Annotated in this window: 22 protein-coding genes; 16 read left to right on the forward strand and 6 right to left on the reverse strand. The window is 72.1% G+C overall.

Translation table 11 applies throughout. The annotated features are described in order from the left end of the window. Positions 1–7: 7 nt before the first annotated feature. Both ABZ642_RS03975 and ABZ642_RS03980 read left to right on the forward strand, forming a co-directional pair. Positions 8–982, forward strand: a complete 975-nt coding sequence (locus ABZ642_RS03975) for an ABC transporter ATP-binding protein (RefSeq protein WP_360477587.1) — start codon at positions 8–10, stop codon at positions 980–982. After that, the gene (locus tag ABZ642_RS03980) at positions 975–2,048 is read left to right on the forward strand and encodes a dipeptide ABC transporter ATP-binding protein (RefSeq protein ID WP_360476664.1); all 1,074 of its coding nucleotides are present in this window, start codon (positions 975–977) and stop codon (positions 2,046–2,048) included. Before ABZ642_RS03975 ends, ABZ642_RS03980 begins: the two co-directional genes overlap by 8 nt. Positions 2,049–2,219: 171 nt before the next feature. Here ABZ642_RS03980 and ABZ642_RS03985 read toward each other — a convergent pair whose 3' ends face one another. Continuing rightward, a complete protein-coding gene (locus ABZ642_RS03985) occupies positions 2,220–4,340 on the reverse strand; it encodes a prolyl oligopeptidase family serine peptidase (protein WP_360476667.1) in 2,121 nt (706 codons plus the stop codon). Between the two features lie 189 nt (positions 4,341–4,529). On the opposite strand from ABZ642_RS03985, the gene ABZ642_RS03990 reads away from it, so the two are divergent. The 8 genes from ABZ642_RS03990 to ABZ642_RS04025 all read left to right on the forward strand — a co-directional run bounded on the left by ABZ642_RS03990 (position 4,530) and on the right by ABZ642_RS04025 (position 12,204). Beyond that, positions 4,530–4,724, forward strand: a complete 195-nt coding sequence (locus ABZ642_RS03990) for a hypothetical protein (protein ID WP_089098958.1) — start codon at positions 4,530–4,532, stop codon at positions 4,722–4,724. An 80-nt stretch (positions 4,725–4,804) separates the two neighbouring features. Then, positions 4,805–5,686 (forward strand): N-acetyl-1-D-myo-inositol-2-amino-2-deoxy-alpha-D-glucopyranoside deacetylase, encoded by an 882-nt coding sequence (mshB, locus tag ABZ642_RS03995; protein WP_360476671.1) that lies wholly within the window; start codon positions 4,805–4,807, stop codon positions 5,684–5,686. Further along, positions 5,683–6,099: a DUF6113 family protein gene (locus tag ABZ642_RS04000; RefSeq protein ID WP_360476674.1), complete on the forward strand. Its 417-nt coding sequence runs from the start codon at positions 5,683–5,685 to the stop codon at positions 6,097–6,099. The genes mshB and ABZ642_RS04000 overlap by 4 nt, the downstream gene beginning before the upstream one ends. A gap of 155 nt (positions 6,100–6,254) precedes the next feature. Further along, positions 6,255–8,564: a hypothetical protein gene (locus ABZ642_RS04005; protein ID WP_360476677.1), complete on the forward strand. Its 2,310-nt coding sequence runs from the start codon at positions 6,255–6,257 to the stop codon at positions 8,562–8,564. A 142-nt stretch (positions 8,565–8,706) separates the two neighbouring features. After that, positions 8,707–9,651, forward strand: coding sequence for an ABC transporter ATP-binding protein (locus tag ABZ642_RS04010; RefSeq protein WP_360476680.1), 945 nt, complete (start codon positions 8,707–8,709; stop codon positions 9,649–9,651). Continuing rightward, a complete protein-coding gene (locus ABZ642_RS04015; RefSeq protein WP_360476683.1) occupies positions 9,648–10,388 on the forward strand; it encodes an ABC transporter permease in 741 nt (246 codons plus the stop codon). The genes ABZ642_RS04010 and ABZ642_RS04015 overlap by 4 nt, the downstream gene beginning before the upstream one ends. Positions 10,389–10,393: 5 nt before the next feature. Then, positions 10,394–11,593, forward strand: a complete 1,200-nt coding sequence (locus ABZ642_RS04020; RefSeq protein WP_360477590.1) for a histidine kinase — start codon at positions 10,394–10,396, stop codon at positions 11,591–11,593. Continuing rightward, positions 11,590–12,204 carry a response regulator transcription factor gene (locus tag ABZ642_RS04025; RefSeq protein WP_360476686.1) on the forward strand — a complete coding sequence of 205 codons (615 nt, stop codon included), beginning with the start codon at positions 11,590–11,592 and terminating at the stop codon, positions 12,202–12,204. The genes ABZ642_RS04020 and ABZ642_RS04025 overlap by 4 nt, the downstream gene beginning before the upstream one ends. A 279-nt stretch (positions 12,205–12,483) precedes the next feature. Here ABZ642_RS04025 and ABZ642_RS04030 read toward each other — a convergent pair whose 3' ends face one another. Both ABZ642_RS04030 and ABZ642_RS04035 read right to left on the reverse strand, forming a co-directional pair. Further along, positions 12,484–13,371 carry a transglutaminase-like domain-containing protein gene (locus ABZ642_RS04030; RefSeq protein WP_360476689.1) on the reverse strand — a complete coding sequence of 296 codons (888 nt, stop codon included), beginning with the start codon at positions 13,369–13,371 and terminating at the stop codon, positions 12,484–12,486. A 43-nt stretch (positions 13,372–13,414) separates the two neighbouring features. Next, on the reverse strand, positions 13,415–14,419 hold the full coding sequence (locus tag ABZ642_RS04035) for a GNAT family N-acetyltransferase (RefSeq protein WP_360476692.1): 1,005 nt from the start codon (positions 14,417–14,419) through the stop codon (positions 13,415–13,417). A 140-nt stretch (positions 14,420–14,559) separates the two neighbouring features. On the opposite strand from ABZ642_RS04035, the gene fdxA reads away from it, so the two are divergent. Next, positions 14,560–14,880: a ferredoxin gene (fdxA, locus tag ABZ642_RS04040; protein WP_007495984.1), complete on the forward strand. Its 321-nt coding sequence runs from the start codon at positions 14,560–14,562 to the stop codon at positions 14,878–14,880. 182 nt (positions 14,881–15,062) lie between these two features. Continuing rightward, positions 15,063–16,157, forward strand: coding sequence for a bifunctional succinyldiaminopimelate transaminase/glutamate-prephenate aminotransferase (locus tag ABZ642_RS04045; RefSeq protein WP_360477593.1), 1,095 nt, complete (start codon positions 15,063–15,065; stop codon positions 16,155–16,157). 160 nt (positions 16,158–16,317) lie between these two features. On the opposite strand, the gene ABZ642_RS04050 is transcribed toward ABZ642_RS04045, so the two are convergent. After that, the gene (locus ABZ642_RS04050) at positions 16,318–16,785 is read right to left on the reverse strand and encodes an ATP-binding protein (protein WP_360476695.1); all 468 of its coding nucleotides are present in this window, start codon (positions 16,783–16,785) and stop codon (positions 16,318–16,320) included. Between the two features lie 281 nt (positions 16,786–17,066). Continuing rightward, on the reverse strand, positions 17,067–18,014 hold the full coding sequence (locus ABZ642_RS04055; RefSeq protein ID WP_360476698.1) for a heavy metal transporter: 948 nt from the start codon (positions 18,012–18,014) through the stop codon (positions 17,067–17,069). Positions 18,015–18,161: 147 nt separating this feature from the next. On the opposite strand from ABZ642_RS04055, the gene dapE reads away from it, so the two are divergent. Continuing rightward, positions 18,162–19,241, forward strand: a complete 1,080-nt coding sequence (dapE, locus tag ABZ642_RS04060; RefSeq protein WP_360476701.1) for a succinyl-diaminopimelate desuccinylase — start codon at positions 18,162–18,164, stop codon at positions 19,239–19,241. A 104-nt stretch (positions 19,242–19,345) separates the two neighbouring features. Then, on the forward strand, positions 19,346–20,104 hold the full coding sequence (locus ABZ642_RS04065; protein ID WP_360476704.1) for a TIGR00730 family Rossman fold protein: 759 nt from the start codon (positions 19,346–19,348) through the stop codon (positions 20,102–20,104). A gap of 137 nt (positions 20,105–20,241) precedes the next feature. Here the strand turns inward: ABZ642_RS04065 and folP are convergent, their stop codons facing one another. After that, positions 20,242–21,102, reverse strand: coding sequence for a dihydropteroate synthase (gene folP / locus ABZ642_RS04070; protein WP_360476707.1), 861 nt, complete (start codon positions 21,100–21,102; stop codon positions 20,242–20,244). Positions 21,103–21,267: 165 nt separating this feature from the next. On the opposite strand from folP, the gene ABZ642_RS04075 reads away from it, so the two are divergent. After that, positions 21,268–21,618: a DivIVA domain-containing protein gene (locus ABZ642_RS04075; RefSeq protein WP_360476710.1), complete on the forward strand. Its 351-nt coding sequence runs from the start codon at positions 21,268–21,270 to the stop codon at positions 21,616–21,618. Continuing rightward, positions 21,615–22,202, forward strand: coding sequence for a DNA-3-methyladenine glycosylase I (locus ABZ642_RS04080; RefSeq protein WP_360476713.1), 588 nt, complete (start codon positions 21,615–21,617; stop codon positions 22,200–22,202). The genes ABZ642_RS04075 and ABZ642_RS04080 overlap by 4 nt, the downstream gene beginning before the upstream one ends. Positions 22,203–22,220: the final 18 nt, after the last annotated feature.

Below are 22,220 nucleotides of genomic sequence, written 5' to 3' on the forward strand. Positions count from 1 at the left end.
CGCCCCCGTGCTGCTCGAAGTGCGCGACCTGCACGTGGAGTTCCGGACCCGGGACGGAATCGCGAAGGCGGTCAACGGGGTCTCCTACGCCGTCGACGCGGGGGAGACGCTGGCCGTGCTGGGGGAGTCCGGGTCCGGGAAGTCGGTCACGGCCCAGGCGGTGATGGGGATCCTGGACACGCCGCCGGGGCGGATCGGCGGGGGCGAGATCCTCTTCCGGGGGCGGGATCTGCTGAAACTCAAGGAAGAGGAGCGGCGGAAGATCCGGGGCGCCGAGATGGCCATGATCTTCCAGGACGCGCTGTCGGCGCTGAACCCGGTGCTGAGCGTGGGCGACCAACTCGGCGAGATGTTCGTCGTGCACCGGGGGATGTCCAGGAAGGACGCGCGGGCCAAGGCGGTCGAGTTGATGGACCGGGTGCGGATCCCGGGCGCCGCCCAGCGGGTGCGGGACTATCCGCACCAGTTCTCCGGGGGCATGCGCCAGCGCATCATGATCGCCATGGCGCTGGCCCTGGAACCCGCGCTCATCATCGCGGACGAGCCGACCACGGCGCTGGACGTCACCGTCCAGGCCCAGGTCATGGACCTGCTCGCGGAGCTGCAGCGCGAGTACCGCATGGGGCTGATCCTGATCACCCACGACCTGGGCGTGGTCGCGGACGTCGCCGACCGGATCGCCGTGATGTACGCGGGGCGGATCGTCGAGTCCGCGCCGGTGCACGACATCTACAAGGCGCCGGCGCATCCGTACACGCGCGGGCTCCTCGACTCCATCCCGCGCCTGGACCAGAAGGGCCAGGAGCTCTACGCCATCAAGGGCCTGCCGCCCAACCTCATGCACATCCCTCCGGGCTGCGCCTTCAACCCGCGCTGCCCCATGGCCCAGGACGTGTGCCGCACCGACGAGCCACCGCTGTACGAGGTGGATCAACACCGGGGCAGCGCCTGTCACTTCTGGAGGGAGTGCCTCAATGGTTGACGCGACGGTTGAGCCGATCCTGGAAGTGACTGGACTGGTCAAGTACTACCCCTTGACGCAGGGCATCTTGATCAAGAAACAGATCGGTGCCGTCAAGGCCGTCGACGGTGTCGACTTCGTGCTCAGGAAAGGAGAGACCCTCGGCATCGTCGGGGAGTCCGGCTGCGGCAAGTCGACAGTCGCCAAGATGCTCGTCAATCTCGAACGGCCCACGGCCGGGTCGATCAAGTACAAGGGCGAGGACATCACCGGGTTGAGCGGGCGGGCGCTGAAGGCCGTCCGCCGCAACATCCAGATGGTCTTCCAGGACCCGTACACCTCGCTCAACCCCCGGATGACCGTGGGCGACATCATCGGGGAGCCGTACGAGATCCACCCCGAGGTGGCCCCCAAGGGCGACCGGCGCCGGCGGGTCCAGGAGCTGCTGGACGTCGTCGGTCTCAACCCCGAGTACATCAACCGCTATCCGCACCAGTTCTCCGGCGGCCAGCGGCAGCGCATCGGCATCGCGCGGGGGTTGGCCCTGCGCCCCGAGGTGATCGTCGCGGACGAGCCGGTGTCCGCGCTGGACGTCTCCGTCCAGGCCCAGGTGATCAACCTGCTCGACCGGCTCCAGAACGACTTCGACCTGTCGTACGTCTTCATCGCCCACGACCTGTCGATCGTCCGGCACATCTCGGACCGGGTCGGGGTGATGTACCTCGGACGGATCGTGGAGATCGGCAAGGACGAGGAGATCTACGAGCACCCGACCCACCCCTACACCCAGGCCCTGCTCTCCGCGGTGCCGGTGCCGGATCCGGACGCCCGGGAACACCGGGAGCGGATCATCCTGAGCGGGGACGTCCCGTCGCCGACGAACGTTCCGTCGGGGTGCCGGTTCCGCACGCGGTGCTGGAAGGCGCAGGAGCGCTGCGCGGTGGAGGTGCCGATGCTCGCGGTGCCCGCCGTGTTCCGGCTGGTGCCGGGGCCGGCCGCCCATGATTCGGCGTGTCACTTCGCGGAGGAGAAGCAGGTGGTTCCGCCGGAAGAGCGGCCGGACGATCTTGCCGACGGGGGTGCATAGCGGGGCGAACCGGGGTCAATCTCGTTAACACGGAGGCAACTTCACCGACCCGGTCCCGATATACGGACGCGGCACTGTAATCAGCGTACGGCCGTGCGGGTGCCGTAAACGGGCCGGGACGCGCCATGTCGTCCCGGCCCGTTGCCCCTTTCCTCTGTGGAGCGCTGTCGCTCAGTCCAGTCCGAGAGTGCGCCGGAGGAAGTCCAGCTGGAGCAGCAGCAGGTTCTCCGCGACCTGTTCCTGTGGGGTCATGTGTGTGACGCCCGACAGCGGGAGCACCTCGTGCGGGCGGCCCGCCGCCAGCAGGGCGCTGGACAGGCGCAGTGAGTGGGCCACCACCACGTTGTCGTCCGCCAGACCGTGGATGATCATCATCGGGCGGTGCGGTTCGGCCGCGTCGACCAGGCCCGCGTCGTCGATCACCGAGTTGCGGCGGTAGACGTCCGGCTGCTCGCCCGGGTCCCCGAGGTAGCGCTCCTGGTAGTGGGTGTCGTACAGGCGCAGGTCGGTCACCGGGGCGCCGACCACCGCCGCGTGGAAGACGTCCGGGCGGCGCAGGGCCGCGAGCGCGGCGAGGTAGCCGCCGAAGGACCAGCCGCGGATCGCCACCCTGGTCAGGTCCAGCGGGAAGTCCGCGGCGAGTGCCTGGAGCGCGTCGACCTGGTCCTGCAGCGCGATCGCCGCGATGTCGTCCTTGACGGCCTTCTCCCAGGCGGGGGAGCGGCCGGGGGTGCCCCGCCCGTCGGCGACGACCACCGCGAAACCCTGGTCGGCGAACCACTGGGAGGTGAGGTGGGCGTTGTGCGCGGCGACCACGCGCTGGCCGTGCGGACCGCCGTAGGGGTCGAGCAGAACCGGAAGGGGAGTGTCCCCGTGGTAGTCCCGTGGCATAAGCACGGCGCACGGAATTCGGCGTGCGCCCCCCTCGGTGAGTGTCACGCGCGGGGACAAACCGGGATCTTCGGCGTACGACATGACAGTTGTCAGAGGTTTTCCGTCACGCAGCACCTGGACACGGGCGCCCGGGGTGTCCAGAGCGGCGGACACCAAAACGGTCACGCCCCCGGCGCGTACGGCCGTGTGCACGCCGGGCGCCTGCGACACGCGCTCCACGCCGAGTTCATTGACGCGGTAGACGTGTACCTCGCCGATCTCGGGGGACTCGGCCTCCTCGCCGGCGGACGCGGAAACCAGCACGTCGTCGGTGGTCACGTCGAGCACCGCGCGGATGTGCAACTGGGCTCCTGTGAGCGGCCGTTCACCCACCGCGAGCACCCGCGCGCCGCCCTCGTCGGCGATCCGGACCAGCTGTCCGGAGGGGCTCCAGCAGGGCACTCCACCGAACAGTTCAAGCCATGTTGGATCTTCGTCGGCGTGCACCATCCGGGTCGCCCCCGACCCCGGGTCCACGGCGAGGAACAGCTGGCTGCGCTGGTCGCGCGCCTGTACCAGCAGCAGCGGTGCACCCGCCTCTGACCAGTGCACATGCGCCAAGTACGGGTAACGCTCCCGGTCCCAGGAGACCTCCGCGCGCCCCCCTTCGAGGTCGTAGGCGAACAGTCGTACGTCCGCGTTCTTGGTGCCCGCCGCCGGGTAGGCGACATGATGTGGCTCACGCTCGGGGTGGGCGGGGTCGGCGATCCACCACCGCTGTACCGGCGTGTCGTCCACGCGGGCCACGAGCAGCCGGTCGGACCGCGGCGACCACCAGAATCCGCGCGCACGCCCCATCTCCTCGGCCGCGATGAACTCGGCCAGTCCATAGGTGACCTGTTCCGACTCGGGCTCCGCCAGCGCCCGGTCGCCCTCGCCGCCGGCGCCCACGATCCGCAGGGCGCCCTCCGCGACGTACGCGACATGGCGGCCGTCGGGGGACGGGCGGGGGTCGATCACCGGCCCGGGGACCGCGAGTTCGCGTGTGGTGCCGGCCCGGAGCTCCGCCGCGAAAAGCCGCCCTGACAAGGCGAAAGACGCCAGCTCCAGGGCCGCGTCGGCGGCGTAGCCGACGATGCCGGCACCGCCCTCACGGCTGCGTTCGCGACGGGCCCGCTCCTGCGCCGAGAGGTGCTCCTCGGCGCCGCCGAGCAGGGTGCGCGGGTCCGCCGCCAGGCGCTCCTCGCCGCTCGGCACATCGAGAATCCACAGGGAATTGGCCCGGTCCGTACCGGAACCGGAGCGCAGGAACGCCACGCGTGAGCCGTCGGGGGCCACGGTGAACGCGCGTGGCGCGCCGAGCGTGAAACGCTGGGTGCGGGCGTGCCGGCGGGGGAATGAGACAGCCTCGGTCTTCATGCCCTGACCATATTGGCCATGCGCCCCCTTGTGCGGCCGTGCGCCGAGCGATGCGCGAGCACGCATAGTTATGATCACTACCGCTGAGTGGGTATGAACCCGCTGGCTTGCGCATGGATTTGCTGTACCGATCTACAACCCCCATACCCGAACCCCCCGCGTCCCTGGGATCTTTGGAGGTGAGCCGCCGTGGCACTCTCGATTTCGGCGGTGGTGCTGCTGGCGATCATCGTCTTCTTGTTGATCAAGAAGTCGGGTCTGAAGGGCGGGCATGCGGTCGTCTGCATGCTGCTCGGTTTCTATCTCGCCTCCTCGACCATCGCGCCGACGATCAGCGATCTGACGACCAACGTCGCCAGCATGATCGGCAGCATCAAGTTCTGACCCGGACCACCTTCCGACCCGGCCGGCCTCGGTGACCGGGGCTGCGTGGCGCTGCCGGTGGCGTTTCGTAGGCTGGGCACATGACGGAACCGCCCGCCCGGCCGCTACCCGCCCGGCGTCTGCTGCTGGTGCACGCGCACCCGGACGACGAGTCGATCAACAACGGCGCCACCATGGCCCGCTATGCGGACCAGGGCGTCCATGTGACGCTGGTCACCTGCACCCTCGGCGAGGGCGGTGAGGTCATTCCGCCCGAGCTGCGGGATCTCACCGGCCCGGCGCTGGGCGAGTACCGGCTCGGCGAGCTCGCCGCCGCCATGCGCGAGCTCGGCGTCACCGACTTCCGGCTGCTCGGCGGCCCGGGCCGCTACCGCGACTCCGGGATGATGGGCCTGCCCGACAACGAGACGCCCGGCTGCTTCTGGCAGGCCGACGTCGACGAGGCCGCCGGACGTCTGGCCGAGGTGATCCTGGAGGTCCGCCCCCAGGTCGTCGTCACCTACGACGACAACGGCGGATACGGCCACCCGGACCACATCCAGGCCCACCGTGTCGCCATGAGAGCCGTCGAACTGGCCGCCGAGGCCGGCCACCGCGTCTCCAAGGTCTACTGGAACCGCGTCCCGCGCACGGTCGCCGTGGCCGCCTTCGCCCGGCTCCAGGACGAGTTGCCGGGGCTGCCCTTCGCCAAGTCCGCCGCCGTCGACGACGTGCCCGGCGTGGTGGAGGACCGTCGTGTCACCACCGAGATCGACGGCACCGGGTACGCCGCCGCGAAGACCGCCGCGATGGCCGCCCATGCCACCCAGGTCGAGGTGGCGCCGCACGGCGTCCCCTACTTCGCGCTGAGCAATGAGTTGGCGCAGCCCGTATTCATCACCGAGTACTACGAGTTGGCGGTCGGCGAGCCGGGCGCGGCGCGCGAGACCGATCTCTTCGCCGGTATCGGGGAGGCGTCATGAGCTCCGCAGGGCGTGGCTCGATGCTCGCGCAACCGTTGCAGCGGCCACCCGCCGGGCGGATCGCCGCCCTGATCGGGCTGATCGTGCTCGGCGCGGTCGTCGGCCTCGCCGGAGCCCTCGTCCAGGCCGCCTGGTTCCCCGGCGGGCTGCTGCTCGCCCTGGCCGGTGCGGCCGGGCTCTTCCTCGGCGGATCGCGGGCACTGGGCAGCCGGTCCGGGGCCGTGGCGCCCGCGTTCGGCTGGGTCGTCGCCGTCATCCTGCTCACCGCCAGTAGACCCGAGGGCGACTTCCTGTTCGGCGCGGGAGGCGGTTCCTACCTCTTCCTGCTCGGCGGCATGGCGCTGGCTGTGATCTGCGCCACTATAGGTTTGGGGCGGCAACCCGACGCGGACGGCGCCCGACTTGGCAACTGACGTACTACTTCGCCGTGCGGCGCGCGTGCGAGTCCGGTGTGGGTTTCCCCAGCGGTCATGGGATAAGCGCCAGAAGTGGCCAGTATGGTGGTGCGCGCCGCCGAGCCGCCCGAGCAAGGTCGTACGGGCGGCGGAGCCAACCGGGAGAACCTGCCTTGAGTCGTGAAACTGACACTCCTTCCTCCGGGCCCGACGGGCACGGGGGAGCCGCTTACCCCTCGGGCACACCGCCGTACGGGACCCCCATGGCTTCCGACGACGGCAAGGGCGCGGGCCGTTCGGCCGCGCAGCCGGAGGAACGAAAGACCGAGACCACGCTGACGACCCGGATCCGGATCAACATCCCCGGATCCCGGCCGATTCCGCCGGTGGTCGTCCGTACCCCGGTCGCCGACGCCGAGAGCGGCGGCGGCGAGGAGACGGGCACGCACGCGCAGCCGACGGGCGCCGCCATGTCCACCGGCACCGTCGAGCCGCCCGCCGAGACCGCGCCGGGGCCCGCCACCGGCGAGCAGGCCAGCGACTGGTTCGCGCCGCGCAAGTCCGGTCCGGCCAAGGGCGGTCAGCGCGGCGGCGCCACCAACGGTGCCGGCCTGCCCGGCGGTTCGCCCGCCGCGGCGCCGAACGCCCCGGCCGCGCAGGGCACCCCCGGTGCCGCGCGTCCGAACGGCGGCCGCCCCGGCGGTGTCGTCGGCTCCATGAGCGTGCCCGGCGCGTCCCGGCCCGGCTCGACCAACGGCGCGGGGCTGCCCACCGGCGCGACCGGCGGCCCGGTGGCCCCCGGACACGGCGGCGGCACCGGCTCCTTCGACGTGACCGAGGCGCTCGCCGCGGGCCCGCTCGGCGGCCCCCGGGGCGGCGCCAAGGGCCCCGGCGAGCCCCGCCGGGACGAACTGCCGTACTTCTCCGAGAACGGCGGCCAGAACGGCGCCCAGCCCGGTCCCGGCGCGCCCGGCGGCGGCCCGGCCGGTCCCGGCGGCCCCAGCGGCTTCAACGGCCCCGGCCTGCCCGGCGGTCCCGGCGGCCCGCAGGGCCCGGCGGGCCCCACCGGCGGCCCGGTCACCGGCGACGGCCCGTTCATCCCGCCGGTCACCGGCGGCCCCGGCGGTCCGGGCGGCGCGCCCTTCACCGGTGGCGAGTCCTTCGGCGCGCCCGGCGGCCAGGCCGGCCCCGGCGTACGTCCGGGCGGCCCCGCCGGCCGGCACGCCCAGGCCGGACCCGGCGCGCGCACCGCCCCCGCCGGTCCCGGCCTCGGCCCCGGCGGCGGTCTGAGCGACGACACCGCGATCCTCACCCCGCAGAAGCCCGCCCCCGAACCGGGCACGCCCGGCTACGGATCCCCGGCGGACATCGTCTCCGGACACACCGTCACCAGCGGTATCCCGGTGGTACCGCCGGGCGCGAACTCCCCGTTCGCGCCGGGCGCGCCCGCCGACGGGCCGCTGCCGCACACGCCCCCGAAGCTGCCCGAACCGGTCTCGCCGCCCCCGGCCGAGTCCAAGGGCAAGGCGAAGGCGAAGAAGAAGCGCGGCAAGCTGCCGCTGCTCGTCGGCGTCGTGGTGGTCGCCGGCCTCGGCGTCTACGGCGCCGGGCTCCTGATGAACCACTCCGACGTGCCCAAGGGCACCACAGTGCTCGGCGTCGACATCGGCGGCGGCACCCGTGACGACGCCGTCAAGAAGCTCGACGACGCGTTCGGCTCACGGGTGAACAAGCCGCTGAAGCTGTCGGTCGACGGCAAGACCGTCTCGCTGCCGCCGGACCAGGCGGGCCTGCAGTTCGACATGCAGTCCACGGTCGAGGCCGCCGCCAAGAGCGACTACAACCCGGTCTCCGTGATCGGGTCCCTGTTCGGCCAGAAGCGGGTCGTCGAGCCCGCCATGCCGGTCGACGAGGAGAAGCTCCAGGCTGCTCTCAAGGGCCTCGGCAGCGGCTCCGGCTCGGCCACCGAGGGCACCATCAAGTTCACCTCCGGCAAGGCCGTCGCGGTCTACGGCAAGGCGGGCAAGGGCATCGACGCGGCCGCCTCCACGAACGCGGTGAAGCAGGCGTACGAGTCGATGGTGGAGACGGGCGCGGCTTCCGCGGTGGCCGTACCGACGACCACCGTGCAGCCGACGGTCTCCAACGCCGAGGTCGACCGCGAGATGAAGGCCTTCGCGGAGCCGGCGATGTCCGCCAATGTCATCGTGCAGACGGACTCGGTGCACAGCATCCCGTTCGGTGCCCTGTCCCTGCCGAAGATCCTCGGTTTCAAGGCCGTCGACGGCAAGCTGGTGGAGACGTACGACCTCGATGCGCTCAAGAAGGCGTACGGCGCCACCTTCGACGGCGTGCTGATCACCCGGGGCACCGGTCAGAAGACGGCCGTCACCCCGCAGGACGTCGCCTCCGCGCTGCGCAAGGCGCTCGTCGGCAAGACGACGGCGGAGCGCGTCGGGGTCATCGACACCAACCCCAGCTGACGCCCACTCCGAGAGGGGGGCGCCCGGTGAGCACCGGGCGCCCCCCTCTCGCGTGTCACGCCGTGCGGATGACATCTGTCATACGGCACTCCGGACGGTCGGCACTGCCCCCGGCCAGGGTCCCGCCGCGAACATGGACGGCATGACAACGACAGCGGCGACGACCGCCACCGGCACCCCGGTGGTGGTCGGGTTCGACCAGGTGAGCAAGACCTACGGGAAGGTGCGGGCCGTCGACGGGCTCTCGCTTCGGCTGCACCCGGGGGAGACCGTGGCCCTGCTCGGGCCCAACGGCGCGGGCAAGTCGACCACGCTCGATCTGCTGCTCGGCCTCAAGCAGGCCGACACCGGCTCGGTGAGCGTCTTCGGCATGACCCCGCGCGAGGCCATCGTCGCCGGCCGGGTGGGCGCGATGCTGCAGAGCGGCGGCCTGATGGACGAGGTCACCGTGCGCGAGCTGGTCAAGCTCGCCTGCGATCTGCACCCGAAGCCCTACAAGGTCACCGACGTCCTCGCCCGCGCGGGCATCTCGCAGATCGCCGACCGCAAGGTCAACAAGCTCTCCGGCGGTCAGTCCCAGCGCGTCCGCTTCGCCCTCGCGACCGCCGGCGACAGCGACCTGATCGTCCTGGACGAGCCGACCACCGGCATGGACGTCTCCGCCCGCCAGGCCTTCTGGGCCACCATGCGCGAACAGGCCGACCAGGGCCGTACCGTCCTCTTCGCCACCCACTACCTCGAAGAGGCCGACGCCATCGCCGACCGGGTGCTGGTGCTGCACCGGGGCCGGCTGCTCGCCGACGGAACGGCCGCCGAGATCAAGGCCAAGGCGGGCGCCCGCCGGGTCTCCTTCGACCTGGAGGGCGAGATCGACGAGGCGTCGCTGCGGGCGCTGCCGTTCCTCACGGCTGTCGACATCTCCGGGCAGACCGTCCGTATCCAGTCGTCCGACGCCGACGCCACCGTCCACGCCCTCTACGGCCTGGGTGTCTACCCCCACAACCTCGAAGTCGCCGGGCTCGGCCTGGAGCAGGCGTTCGTCGCCATCACGGAGGCCGAGGAGGCCAAGGAGGTCACGCAGTCATGAACGCCCTGATCAAGCTGGAACTCGCCCGCGCCCTGCGCAACCGCAAGTTCCTGTTCTTCTCGGTGATCTACCCGTCGATCATCTTCCTGCTGGTCGCCAGCCAGGGCGACACCAGTCAGACCGTCGACGACTCGGGGCTCTCCCTGGCGGCCTACGTCATGGTCTCCATGGCCTCCTTCGGCGCCCTGACCGCCGTCCTGATGGGCAACAGCGAGCGCATCGCCAAGGAGCGCGAGAGCGGCTGGGTACGGCAGCTGCGGCTGACCACCCTGCCCGGGCGCGGCTACGTCCTCGCCAAGACCGCCAGCGCCGCCGTGGTGAGCCTGCCCTCCATCGTGGTCGTCTTCGTGGTCGCCGCCACGGTGAAGGACGTACGGCTGGACGCCTGGCAGTGGCTCGCCCTCACCGGCGCCATCTGGGCCGGCAGCCTGGTCTTCGCCGCGCTCGGCGTGGCCATCGGCTACCTCGCCTCCGGGGACGCGGTGCGCCCGATCACGATGATCACCTACTTCGGCCTGTCGATCCTCGGCGGCCTGTGGTGGCCGTCCTCCTCCTTCCCGACCTGGCTCCAGGACATCGCGAAGTGGCTGCCCACGCACGCGTACGCTGCACTGGGGCGGGCCATCGAACAGAGCCAGGCCCCGCAGGCCAAGGACATCGCCATCCTCGTCGTCTTCTTCGCCCTCTTCGTCGGCGGCGCGGCCTGGCTGTACCGGAAGGACACGCTGAAGGCGTGAGCACGATGACGGAAGACCCGCGGCCGGACGAGCAAGCGCGGGGGGACCGGCTGGTGCGGATCGGCCAGCCGCCCCGCAGCCGGGGCGAGGCGCTGCGCAAGATGGTGTGGGTCCTGCCCTGGCTGATCTACCTCGCCTCCCCGGCGGACGACCTGGCCTCCGGCCACCACGGCACCGCGGCCACGGTGGCCGGCTGGGCGGGCCTGGCGGCCTTCGCCTGGATCTACCTGGCCATCGTCTTCCGCTCCATGGGCCGCCCCTTCCGGGGCTGGATCGTCGACGCCGCGATCGCCGTGGAGGGGACGCTCGCGGTCGTGCTGGCCTTCGGCCTCGGCGGCTCCTGGTTCGGTCTGTTCGTGTACGTCTCCGTGATGTGCGGAGTGACCTTCCCGCTGCGGGTCGCCTACTGGACGATCCCGCTGAACACCGCCGCCATGATGCTGGCGGGCTGGTACCACCACGCCCTGGACGAGGCCTGGGGCCTGTTCCTGGTGGTGCTCCTGGTCGGCTACTCCATGATCGGCGTACGGCAACTGGTCGCCACCACCATCGAGTTGCGCAAGGCCCGCGCCACCGTCGCCCAACTGGCCGCGAACGAGGAGCGGTTGCGGCTCGCCCGTGACCTGCACGACCTGCTGGGGCACTCGCTCTCCCTCATCACCCTGAAGAGCGAGCTGGCCGGCCGGATGCTCCCCGACCACCCCGACAAGGCGGCCCAGCAGGTCTCCGACATCGAGCAGGTCAGCCGACAGGCCCTGGTGGACGTCCGGGAGGCGGTCACCGGCTACCGGCGCCCCCGGCTCGCCGCCGAACTCGCCGGCGCCCAGGTCGCCCTGACCGCCGCCGCGGTCGTCGCCGAGGTCCCGGCCGACCCCGACCTCACCGACGTACCCGAGGACGGCGAGGCGGCCCTCGCGTGGGCGCTCCGCGAGGCGATCACCAACGTCGTACGGCACAGCGGCGCGACCCGCTGCACGGTGGAGCTGCTGCGCCGCCAGACCCTCGACGGCCCGGTCCTCGAACTCTCCGTCGAGGACAACGGCTCGGGCGGCTCCGGCAAGGGCCCCGGCAACGGCCTCACCGGGCTCACCGAGCGGCTGGAGAAGGCCGGCGGCACCCTGGAGGCGGCCCGTGGGAAGCGCGGTTTCCGGCTGGTCGCCAGGGTCCCGCTCGGCGTCGGAGGGGCCGTAGGATCCGGGGCATGAGCAGCACGATCAAGGTCCTCCTCGCCGAGGACCAGTCGATGGTCCGGGAGGCGCTGGCCGCCCTGCTGGGCCTGGAGGATGACATCGAGGTCGTGGCCCAAGTCGCGCGCGGTGACGAGGTGTTGGCCGCCGCGCAGGCGAACGGCATCGACGTGGCCCTGCTCGACATCGAGATGCCGGGCTGTACGGGCATCGAGGCGGCGGCGCAGCTGCACAGGGCGCTGCCCGCCGTGAAGCTGGTCGTCCTCACCACGTTCGGGCGGCCCGGCTATCTGCGCAGCGCGATGGAAGCGGGCGCCGACGCGTTCCTGGTCAAGGACGCCCCCGCCGCCCAACTCGCCGAGGCCGTCCGCAAGGTCCTCGCCGGCGAGCGCGTCATCGACCCCACCCTGGCGGCGGCGGCCCTGGCGGAGGGCGCCAACCCCCTCACCGACCGCGAGCGGGAGGTCCTGCGCGCGGCGGCCGACGGCTCCACGAACGCGGAGCTGGCGGCGGCGCTGCACCTCTCGCAGGGGACGGTACGGAACTACCTCTCGACAGCCATCCAGAAGCTGGCGGTACGCAACCGGGCGGAAGCGGTCCGGATCGCACGGGAGAAGGGCTGGCTGTAGCCGGCCCAGAGGGCGTGAAGAACGGCGGTCAAGCCAGGACGCGTACGAAGGACCGATCGACGGCAGTCTGTCGGCGCCGGGCGGGGTGGCCGGCTCAGGGGCGTGGGGATCGGCGGTCAAGCCAGGACGCGTACGAAGGACCGATCGACGGCAGTCTGTCGGCGCCGGGCGGGGTGGCCGGCTCAGGGGCGCGGGGAACTGCGCGACAAGCCACGACGTACCCGCGGCCGCACACGCACCGCCACTCCTACGGCGAAGCGGCGGCGGCCCCCGCTCCCGTCAGTTGAGACGGGCCCGCGCCGCCCGGGCCTCGCCCCGCACCTTCGCCGCCGCCCCCTCGTCCACCGCGTCGATCAGCCCCGCGTACTCCTCCAGCTCCTCGGCGCCGTCGACGAAGTCGCCCCGCTCCACCAGCAGCCGCGCCCGGTCGTACCGCAGCCGGGCCGGGTGCGAGGGCATCAGCAGCGACAGGTCCACCGCCCACAGGCCCACCTCCGACCGCTCCGGCCGGGCCGCCGCCCAGGCCCGCACGTTGTTGAGGATCCGCCGCAGGACGTCCAGCGGATCGGCAGGTTCCAGCATCGCCGGCTCCAGCGGCACCCCCGCCGCCCCTGCCACCAGCGTCTGCGCGTCCGCCCCGCTCAGCACCCGCCCCCCGTCGAACGGATCGGCCAGCACCTGCTCCTCGGCCGGCCCGAACCCCACCACGAAGTGCCCCGGCAGCGCGACCCCGTACACCGGTGCCCCCGCCCGCCGGGCCACCTCCAGCCAGACCACGGACAGCAGGATCGGCAGCCCGCGCCGCCGGCGCAGCACCTCGTGCAGCAGCGAGGACCCCAGCCTGCGGTAGTCCGAGGCGACGCCGTGGAAGCCGAACCGTTCGCCCAGCACTTGGTGGGCCGCCGTGGCCCAGGCGAGCGGCCCGCCCGGCCGGTACGGCAGCTGCCCGGCCAGCCGGTCCAGCTCCATCTGCGCCGCGTCGATCCCGGCCTCGTCCAGCGAGCCGTCGGCCGCCGCGCCCAGCAGCAGACACAGCGTCGCCAGATCGGGCCGTTCAGACCGCACCTCCTCCGCGAACCGCTCCCGCACCTCGGCGGCCCGCTCCGGCGACGGCGGACGTGGCTGCGGACGTGGATCCGGATCCGGATCTGGAAATGGGGGATGCATAGCTGTTCGGTGCCCTTCCGGAACGATCCGTACCGCGGCGGCCTCAGCGGCCGTCCGCCTCCGGCGCCCTGTAGTGGTGGTACGCGTGGTGCGCCCCGAACCCCAGCCGGGTGTACAGCGCCCGCGCCCCCGTGTTCTCCGCCTCGACCTGGAGCCAGGCCGCCGACGCGCCCTCCTCCAGCGCCCGCCGGGCGAGCGCGGCCATGACCTCGCCGGCCAGCCCCCGGCGTCGTAGCGCCGGATCCACCTCGACGGCGGCGAACCCGGCCCACCGGCCGTCCACCACCAACCGCCCGATGGCCGCCGGGGCACCCTCGCCGGGAACGGTCGCGAACCACACGGACGGCCCTCCGCCCAGCACCCGCAGGGCGACCTCGCCGACCCCCTTGCGCTGGTAGCGCGCCAGCCAGGCCTCGTCGGCCGTCCGGGAGAGGACCACATCGGCCCCCTCCGCCCGGTCCGCCACCGGCGCCAGCGCACCGGTCCACAGCTCGGCGCTCACCTCACGCACCCAGCCCCGCCGCTCCAGCTCCGCGCAGAGCAGCTCCTGGGTGCCCTCGGCGCCGGTCGCGGTCTGCACGTACGCGGGCAGCCCCCGCTCGCCGTACCAGCGCCGTACGGCCTCCAGGGCCGCGTCCAGCGGCAGCCCGGGGTCACCGAGCGGCAGCACGCTGTTGGCCCGCCGCGTGAACCCCGCGGCCGCCCGCAGCTCCCACTCGCCGAGCTGTTCGCTCTCCAGCGGGAGCCAGCCGCGCGAGGCGACACGCGCGAGTTCCCGGTACGTCGCCGCCGGTCCCCGGCGGCGCGCCGGAGCGGCCGGCACCACTTTGGCGGCCACCAGCGCGGACTCCGCTATCCGGACGATCTGCCCGTCCCGCCGGATGATCGTCAACACGCCGTCGTCGTCCCATGATGTGAGAACACCCACCGTGTCGGTGAACTTCTCCTCGGTGGCGCCATTTCCGGCCAAACGGCGCACAGAGACCCGTTTGCCCACGTCAGCAGCGGTGATACGGACCTCGAAGCGTCCTGCGGCCGAGATTTCCACTGGTCAGTTCACCCCTCCTGTTCGGATCATGCCCGAGAACGGAGATACTAGGTGCGGGCATCGACGACGCCGCGCTCCCGCGCGCCAGGCGGCGGAGCCTACGGAGGCCCGCCAGCGCCCAATCGAGGAGGAACGACAGCGTGACCTACGTCATCGCGCAGCCTTGTGTCGACGTGAAGGACAAGGCGTGCATCGAGGAGTGCCCGGTCGACTGCATCTACGAGGGCCAGCGGTCCTTGTACATCCACCCGGACGAATGCGTTGACTGTGGCGCCTGTGAGCCGGTCTGCCCGGTCGAGGCGATCTTCTACGAGGACGACACTCCGGAGGAGTGGAAGGACTACTACAAGGCCAACGTCGAGTTCTTCGACGAGCTCGGCTCGCCCGGCGGCGCCAGCAAGCTGGGCCTCATCGAGCGCGACCACCCCTTCGTCGCCGCGCTGCCCCCGCAGGCCGAGTAAGCCGTAACGGCGGCCCGCCGCACCACCGTGCCGCCTCGGTCCCGTACGGCCTGATCACACCCGATCCGCGCCTGCGGGACCGAGGCGTTTGCCGTACCGGTCGTACCGGTCGTGCCGGTCGTGCCGGCCGCACCAGTCGTACAGGCCGCACCGGTCGTACCGAAGAAAGTGAGCCAGTGACCGTGTCCGCAGTCTCCGACCGTCTGCCCACCTTCCCCTGGGACAAGCTGGAGCCGTACAAGAAGACGGCAGCGGCGCACCCGGACGGCATCGTCGACCTGTCGGTCGGCACCCCGGTGGACCCGGTCCCCGACCTGATCCAGAAGGCCCTGATCGACGCGGCGGACTCGCCCGGCTACCCCACGGTCTGGGGCACCCCGGCGCTGCGCGACGCGATCACCGGCTGGGTCGAGCGCCGCCTGGGCGCGCGTGACGTCACCCACCGCCACGTCCTGCCGATCGTCGGCTCCAAGGAGCTCGTCGCCTGGCTCCCCACCCAGCTGGGCCTCGGCCCCGGGGACAAGGTCGCCTACCCGCGCCTCGCCTACCCCACCTACGAGGTCGGCGCCCGGCTGGCCCGCGCGGAGTACGAGGTCTACGACGACCCGCGCGATCTGGACCCGACGAACCTGAAGCTCCTCTGGCTGAACTCCCCGTCCAACCCGACGGGCAGGGTCCTCTCCGCGCAGGAGCTGACGGAGACCGTCGCCTGGGCCCGTGCCCACGGCGTCCTGGTCTTCTCCGACGAGTGCTACCTCGAACTGGGCTGGGAGGCCGACCCGGTCTCGGTCCTGCACCCGGACGTGAACGGCGGCTCGTACGACGGCATCGTGGCCGTGCACTCCCTCTCCAAGCGGTCCAACCTGGCGGGCTACCGCGCGGCCTTCCTGGCCGGCGACCCGGCGGTGCTCGGCCCCCTCCTGGAGATCCGCAAGCACGGCGGCATGATGACGTCGGCACCGACGCAGGCGGCGGTGGTGGCGGCCCTGTCCGACGACACCCACGTCCAGGAACAGCGCGAGCGCTACGCGTCCCGCCGCGGCCTTCTCCGGGAGGCGCTGGTGGCCCACGGCTTCCGCATCGAACACAGCGAGGCGAGCCTCTACCTGTGGGCGACGAAGGGCGAGTCCTGCTGGCAGACGGTGGCCCACCTGGCCGAACTCGGCATCCTGGTGGCACCGGGCGATTTCTACGGAACAGCGGGCGAGAACTTCGTACGCGTGGCCCTGACGGCGACGGACGAGCGCATTCGCGCCGCGGTGGCGCGACTGGCCTAGGGGCGCGGGGCCGCATCGACACGCGGTTCCGCCGCGTGGGCGCGACCGGACCCCGCCCACCCGCGCGCAACGCACGACGGAACCACCCGCGCGCAACGCACAACGGAAAGGGACCCGGGGCGAACCCCGGGTCCCTTCTCACACCACCGGTGCCGCGGCGTCAGCCGCCCAGCGGCAGGCCCTTGACCGGCAGCCCACCCTTGGTGAGCCCCTGCGTCGGCAGCCCGCCCTTGGTGAGCCCCTGCGTCGGCAGCCCGCCCTTCGTCGCCGTGGCCGCCGTCTCACCGAGCAGCCCACCGGCGGAGCCGGCCGCGTCACCGGCGGCGTGCTGCACCACCGGCGCCGCCACCTTGACGGCCTTGCCGCCGGTCTTGCCCGCGGCCGGCAGCGCCGACTCGACCGTCTTGCCGCCGGTGTGGCCGACGGCCCCGGTGACGTTCTGCGCCGCGGCGTCGGCGGTGGTGCCGACGCTCGCCCCGTCCAGCGCGGTCAGGCCGCCCAGGTTGGGGGTGGTGGCCGGCAGACTCGGGGCCGCGCCGGCGGAGCCGGCCGCACCGACCCCGGCAGCCGCTCCCGCTGCGACGAGCAGCGCGGCACGGGCGATCCGGCGGGTCAGAGGGAGGGACATGGTGCTCCATTCGACGGGAGGGAACGTGATCGCCGTGACTACCGCTCGAAGCCCGCGAAGGTTGCGGAGGCGCTGGGTAAAGAATTGATAACGCATCGCATTATCGGGTGTGGATAAAAACGGGCAAATAGTGCCCGGGTCGAGACCTCGTCGTAACCCGCAGAATCCTTACGTCCCCGCGCTCCCAAGGGATTTCGCGCGTACGTGAGTGGCCGTGCGAAAACCTGCGCACAGCATGGACCCGATCCGCCCGGGCCGACCCGCCGGAGTGAAGAGCCGAACTACTGCCCGGTCAGGATCCGCACCGACCCCGCGGACTTCTCCGCACCGCCCGCGCCCTGTGAACCGGCCGCCGACTGCCACTGGCTTTCCGTGCTCCCGGCGGACCACTCCCGGCCGGCGTACGACACCCGCTGGATGTGCAGCGCGGAGGAGTTGGCCACCGCCCAGTGCGCCAGCTGCCAGCCGCGCTCGCTCTCGGTGCGCCCGGACCTGTCGGTCTTCCCGCCCTCCGGCACCGGCACGGTCACGGTCCGCCCGTGTGCCGTGGCGGTCACGCTCGGCGTCGGTGTCGGTGAACTCGCGGACGTGCCGTTCACCTCCGCACCGGCCTCCTCGACCGCGTCCCGCCCGAAGTCCCGTACCAGCGCGGTCCGTACCGCGTCCGGGCCCGTCGCCGCCGCCTCGGTGCCGGCCGCCGGGCGCCCGTCGCAGGTCAGCGTGGCCGCCGCCTGCCCGGTCAGGGCGGCCGCGAGCAGCGTGGCGTCGGTCTCGTGCTTGGCATACGCCTCCGGGTAGCCGCTGCGCTGCACGCGCTGTGCGGCGACCGTCAGGGGCAGGGTCTCGTAGTCGCGCACCTTGGCCAGGTGGGCGTAGAACATGCCCGCCGCGTACGCCGGGTCCAGGATCTGCTTCCCGGTGCCCCAGCCCTGCGAGGGCCGCTGCTGGAACAGGCCCAGCGAATCCCGGTCGCCGTGCTGGATGTTGAGCAGCCCCGACTCCTGGAGCGCGGTCGCCAGCGCGATGGCCACCGCCCGCTCGGGCATACCGCGCCCGGTGCCGACGGCGGCGATCGTCGCCGCGTTCACCGCCTGCTCGGGCGTGAACTCGTACGACTCGCTGTCGCTTCGGCCCGAGACGACCTTGCAGCCCTCGTCGCCACCACCGCCGGTGACGTACTGGACGACCAGATAGGCGGCGACGGCGCACAGGATGAGCAAACCCGACACGAAACGCAGGACACGGCGGCGACGTGTGGGGCGGGTGGGGGACGGCTCTGGCACGCGTACAACATACTGGAGAGTACGAGCTGTGCACCCCCGGGTCGGGAAGCCTGTGAAACCGCCCGCGCGGTGCTGCGCGCTAGGGTCGGGGCCATGGCCGACACCTCGCTTGACCTCACGCTGGACGCGGCCGCGCTGACCGCGCGACTCGTCGACTTCCGCTCGGAGAGCGGCACCGAGAAGCCGCTCGCGGACGCGATCGAGGCCGTGCTGCGCGCCCTGCCGCATCTGACGGTCGACCGCCACGGCAACAACGTGATCGCCCGCACGAACCTCGGCCGCTCCGAGCGCGTGATCCTGGCCGGCCACATCGACACCGTCCCGATCGCGGACAACGTGCCGTCCCGCCTGGACGAGGACGGCGTGCTGTGGGGTTGCGGCACCTGCGACATGAAGTCCGGCGTCGCCGTCCAGTTGCGCATCGCGGCCACCGTCCCCGCCCCGAACCGCGACCTGACCTTCGTCTTCTACGACAACGAGGAGGTCGCCGCCCATCTCAACGGCCTCCGGCACGTCGCCGAGGCCCACCCGGAGTGGCTGGCGGGCGACTTCGCGGTCCTCCTCGAACCGTCGGACGGCGAGGTCGAGGGCGGCTGCCAGGGCACCCTGCGCGTCCTGCTGAAGACCACCGGCGAACGGGCCCACTCCGCGCGCTCCTGGATGGGCTCCAACGCGATCCACGCGGCCGCCCCGATCCTCGCCCGGCTCGCCGCCTACGAGCCGCGCTACCCGGTCATCGACGGCCTGGAGTACCGCGAGGGCCTCAACGCGGTCGGCGTCTCGGGCGGGGTGGCCGGCAACGTCATCCCTGACGAGTGCGTGGTCACCGTCAACTTCCGGTACGCCCCGGACCGTTCCGAGGAGGAGGCGATCGCACACGTCCGCGAGGTCTTCGCCGACTGCGGGGTCGAGGAGTTCGTGGTCGACGACCACAGCCCCGGCGCGCTGCCCGGTCTCTCGCACCCGGCCGCGGCCGCCTTCATCGAGGCGGTCGGCGGTACCCCGATGCCCAAGTACGGCTGGACCGACGTCTCCCGTTTCTCGGCTCTCGGCGTCCCGGCGGTCAACTACGGGCCCGGCAACCCGCACTTGGCACACAAGCGGGACGAAAAGGTGGAAACCGGCAAGATTCTGGCGGGCGAGGAGCGGTTGCGCGCCTGGCTGACCGGCTGAGCCACACGGTGGCGCTTCGCACCGGACATGCCGACGTCCCGCGCCTGTAACCCGGCTGGATCTACGCTGGGGCGGATACACCTGCAAGCGGAGGGAGCGCACATATGCCTACCGGGAACCCCGAGGGGAAGAAGGTGCCGCCGGACGAGCAGCGCCTGGGACCGGTCCTCCGACGGCGCGGTCAGGTGACCGCGAGCACGACGGACCAGCGTCTGCTGGACGCGGGCGGCCCCTCCGACTGGGTCCACACGGACCCCTGGCGGGTGCTGCGCATCCAGTCGGAGTTCATCGAGGGCTTCGGCACGCTCGCCGAACTCCCTCCCGCGATCAGCGTGTTCGGCTCGGCGCGGACGCCGGTGGACTCGCCGGAGTACGACGCGGGCGTGCAGCTCGGCCGGGGCCTGGTCGAGGCCGGCTGGGCGGTCATCACGGGCGGCGGGCCCGGCGCGATGGAGGCGGCCAACAAGGGCGCCCTGGAGGCGGGCGGCGTCTCGGTCGGCCTCGGTATCGAGCTGCCCTTCGAGCAGGGCCTGAACGCCTACGTCGACATCGGCCTGAACTTCCGGTACTTCTTCGTGCGGAAGATGATGTTCGTCAAGTACGCGCAGGGCTTCGTGGTGCTGCCCGGCGGCCTCGGCACCCTCGACGAACTCTTCGAGGCGCTCACCCTCGTCCAGACGCAGAAGGTCACCCGCTTCCCGATCGTGCTGTTCGGCAGCGCGTACTGGGGCGGCCTGGTGGACTGGCTCAAGCACACCCTGATCGCGCAGGGCAAGGCGAGCGAGAAGGACCTGCTCCTGTTCCACGTCACGGACGACGTGTCGGAGGCGGTGGCCCTGGTGTCCAAGGAAGCCGGCCGCTGAGCGCCCGCGCGCTGACCACCCGCCCGCCCGACTCGATGTGCTGACAAGCGAGCCCAGAGCTCACTTGGCCGCGGCTTTCCACCGACCGGGTCGGGCGGTGGGCGGGCGGGGTCCCGGGGGCCGGGGCGCGGCCCCCGTCACGCCAGCCCCCGCCGGGCGACCGCCGGGGGCCGGTGGCCCGCGATCGACGCCACCATGTCCAGGACCTGCCGGGTCTCCGCCACCTCGTGGACGCGGTACACCTGAGCCCCCAGCCACGCCGACACCGCCGTCGTCGCCAGCGTGCCGATCACGCGCTCCTTCACCGGCCGGTCCAGCGTCTCGCCCACGAAGTCCTTGTTGGACAGGGAGACCAGCACCGGCCACCCCGTCTCGACCATCTCACCCAGCCGCCGCGTCGCCTCCAGGCTGTGCCGGGTGTTCTTCCCGAAGTCGTGCCCGGGATCGATCATCACCGACTCCCGGGGCACCCCCAGCGCCACGGCCCGCTCGGCCAGCGCCAGGGTCACCCGCAGAATGTCGGCCATCACGTCGTCGTACGTCACCCGGTGCGGCCGCGTCCGCGGCTCCGCCTCGCCCGCGTGGGTGCACACCAGCCCCACCCGGTACCGCGCCGCGACCTCGGCCAGCCCCGGATCGACCCCGCCCCACGCGTCGTTCAGCAGATCCGCCCCGGCCTCGCAGACGGCCTCCGCGACCGACGCCCGCCAGGTGTCCACGCTGATCACGACCTCCGGGAACCGCCGGCGCACCTCCGTCACGAACCCGACGACCCGCCGTGCCTCCTCCTCGGCCGTGACCTCCTCGCCCGGCCCGGCCTTCACCCCGCCGATGTCGATGATCGCGGCCCCCTCGGCGATCGCCTGCTCCACGCGCGCGAGGGCGGGCTCGTCGTGGAAGTTCGCCCCCTGGTCGTAGAAGGAGTCCGGGGTCCGGTTCACGATGGCCATGATCACCGGTTCGTGCGGTCCGAACTCCCGCTTGCCCAGCCTGAGCATCGCCTGTGACCTCTCGTAGTAAGTCCCTCGGAACGACCGCCTGCGCCCCTGACTGTCAGACTCGCATGGCACGATCGGACACAGACACATTCGACACCGAGCACACTAAGCGCACTCGGCACCATGAGTGCGCACCGAGCTTCATCGAGCCTGGGGGCCACCGCGATGGTTATGTTCCTGTTCCTGGTCGTCGCGCTCGCGGTCGTGGTCGCCGCGGTCACGCTCTCCGTGGTGAGCGGCGGCGAGAGCGGCCCGCTGCCCGAGGTGGCACCCGAGCGCTTCCAGGACCCGCTGCCCCCGGACCGCCCGGTGCACCGCGCGGACGTCGACAGCCTCCGCTTCCCGCTCGCCCCGCGCGGCTACCGCATGGCGGACGTCGACGACGCGCTCAGCCGTCTCGGCGCCGAACTCGCCGAGCGCGACTCCCGGATCGCCGACCTGGAGTCCGCGCTGGCCGGCGCCCAGGCCGCCCCCCACACCTCGCTGGCCAAGCCGGAACCGGAGGACCGGCCGTGACCGACGGAGCGGCGGTGGCCGGGCCGGACGGCAGGCTGCGCTGCCCCTGGGCCCTGTCCACCGAGGACTATGTGGCGTACCACGACGAGGAGTGGGGCCGCCCGGTCCACGGCGACGACGCCCTCTACGAACGCCTCAGCCTGGAGGCGTTCCAGTCGGGACTCTCCTGGATCACGATCCTCCGCCGCCGCCCCGGCTTCCGGACCGCCTTCGCCGGCTTCCGCATCGAGAAGGTCGCCACCTTCACGGACGAGGACCGGGAGCGGCTGCTGGCGGACCCCGGCATCATCCGCAACCGCTCGAAGATCGACGCGACGATGGCCAACGCGAAGGTCCTGGCGGAGTGGGAACCGGGCGCGCTGGATGCCCTGATCTGGTCGCACGCCCCGGAGCCGGGCGCCTACCCCGCGCCGAAGACCACCGCCGACGTCGCGGCGGTCACCCCGGAGTCGACGGCTCTGTCCAAGGCCCTGAAGAAGCACGGCCTGCGCTTCATCGGCCCGACGACGGCGTACGCCCTCATGCAGGCATGCGGCCTGGTCGACGACCACTTGGAAACATGCGTGAGCAGACGCGCACTCTAGGGGCGCGCGGGGCCGCAT

The organism is Streptomyces sp. NPDC007157 (genome assembly GCF_040634235.1).
In the GTDB taxonomy this organism is placed as follows: Bacteria; Actinomycetota; Actinomycetes; order Streptomycetales; family Streptomycetaceae; genus Streptomyces.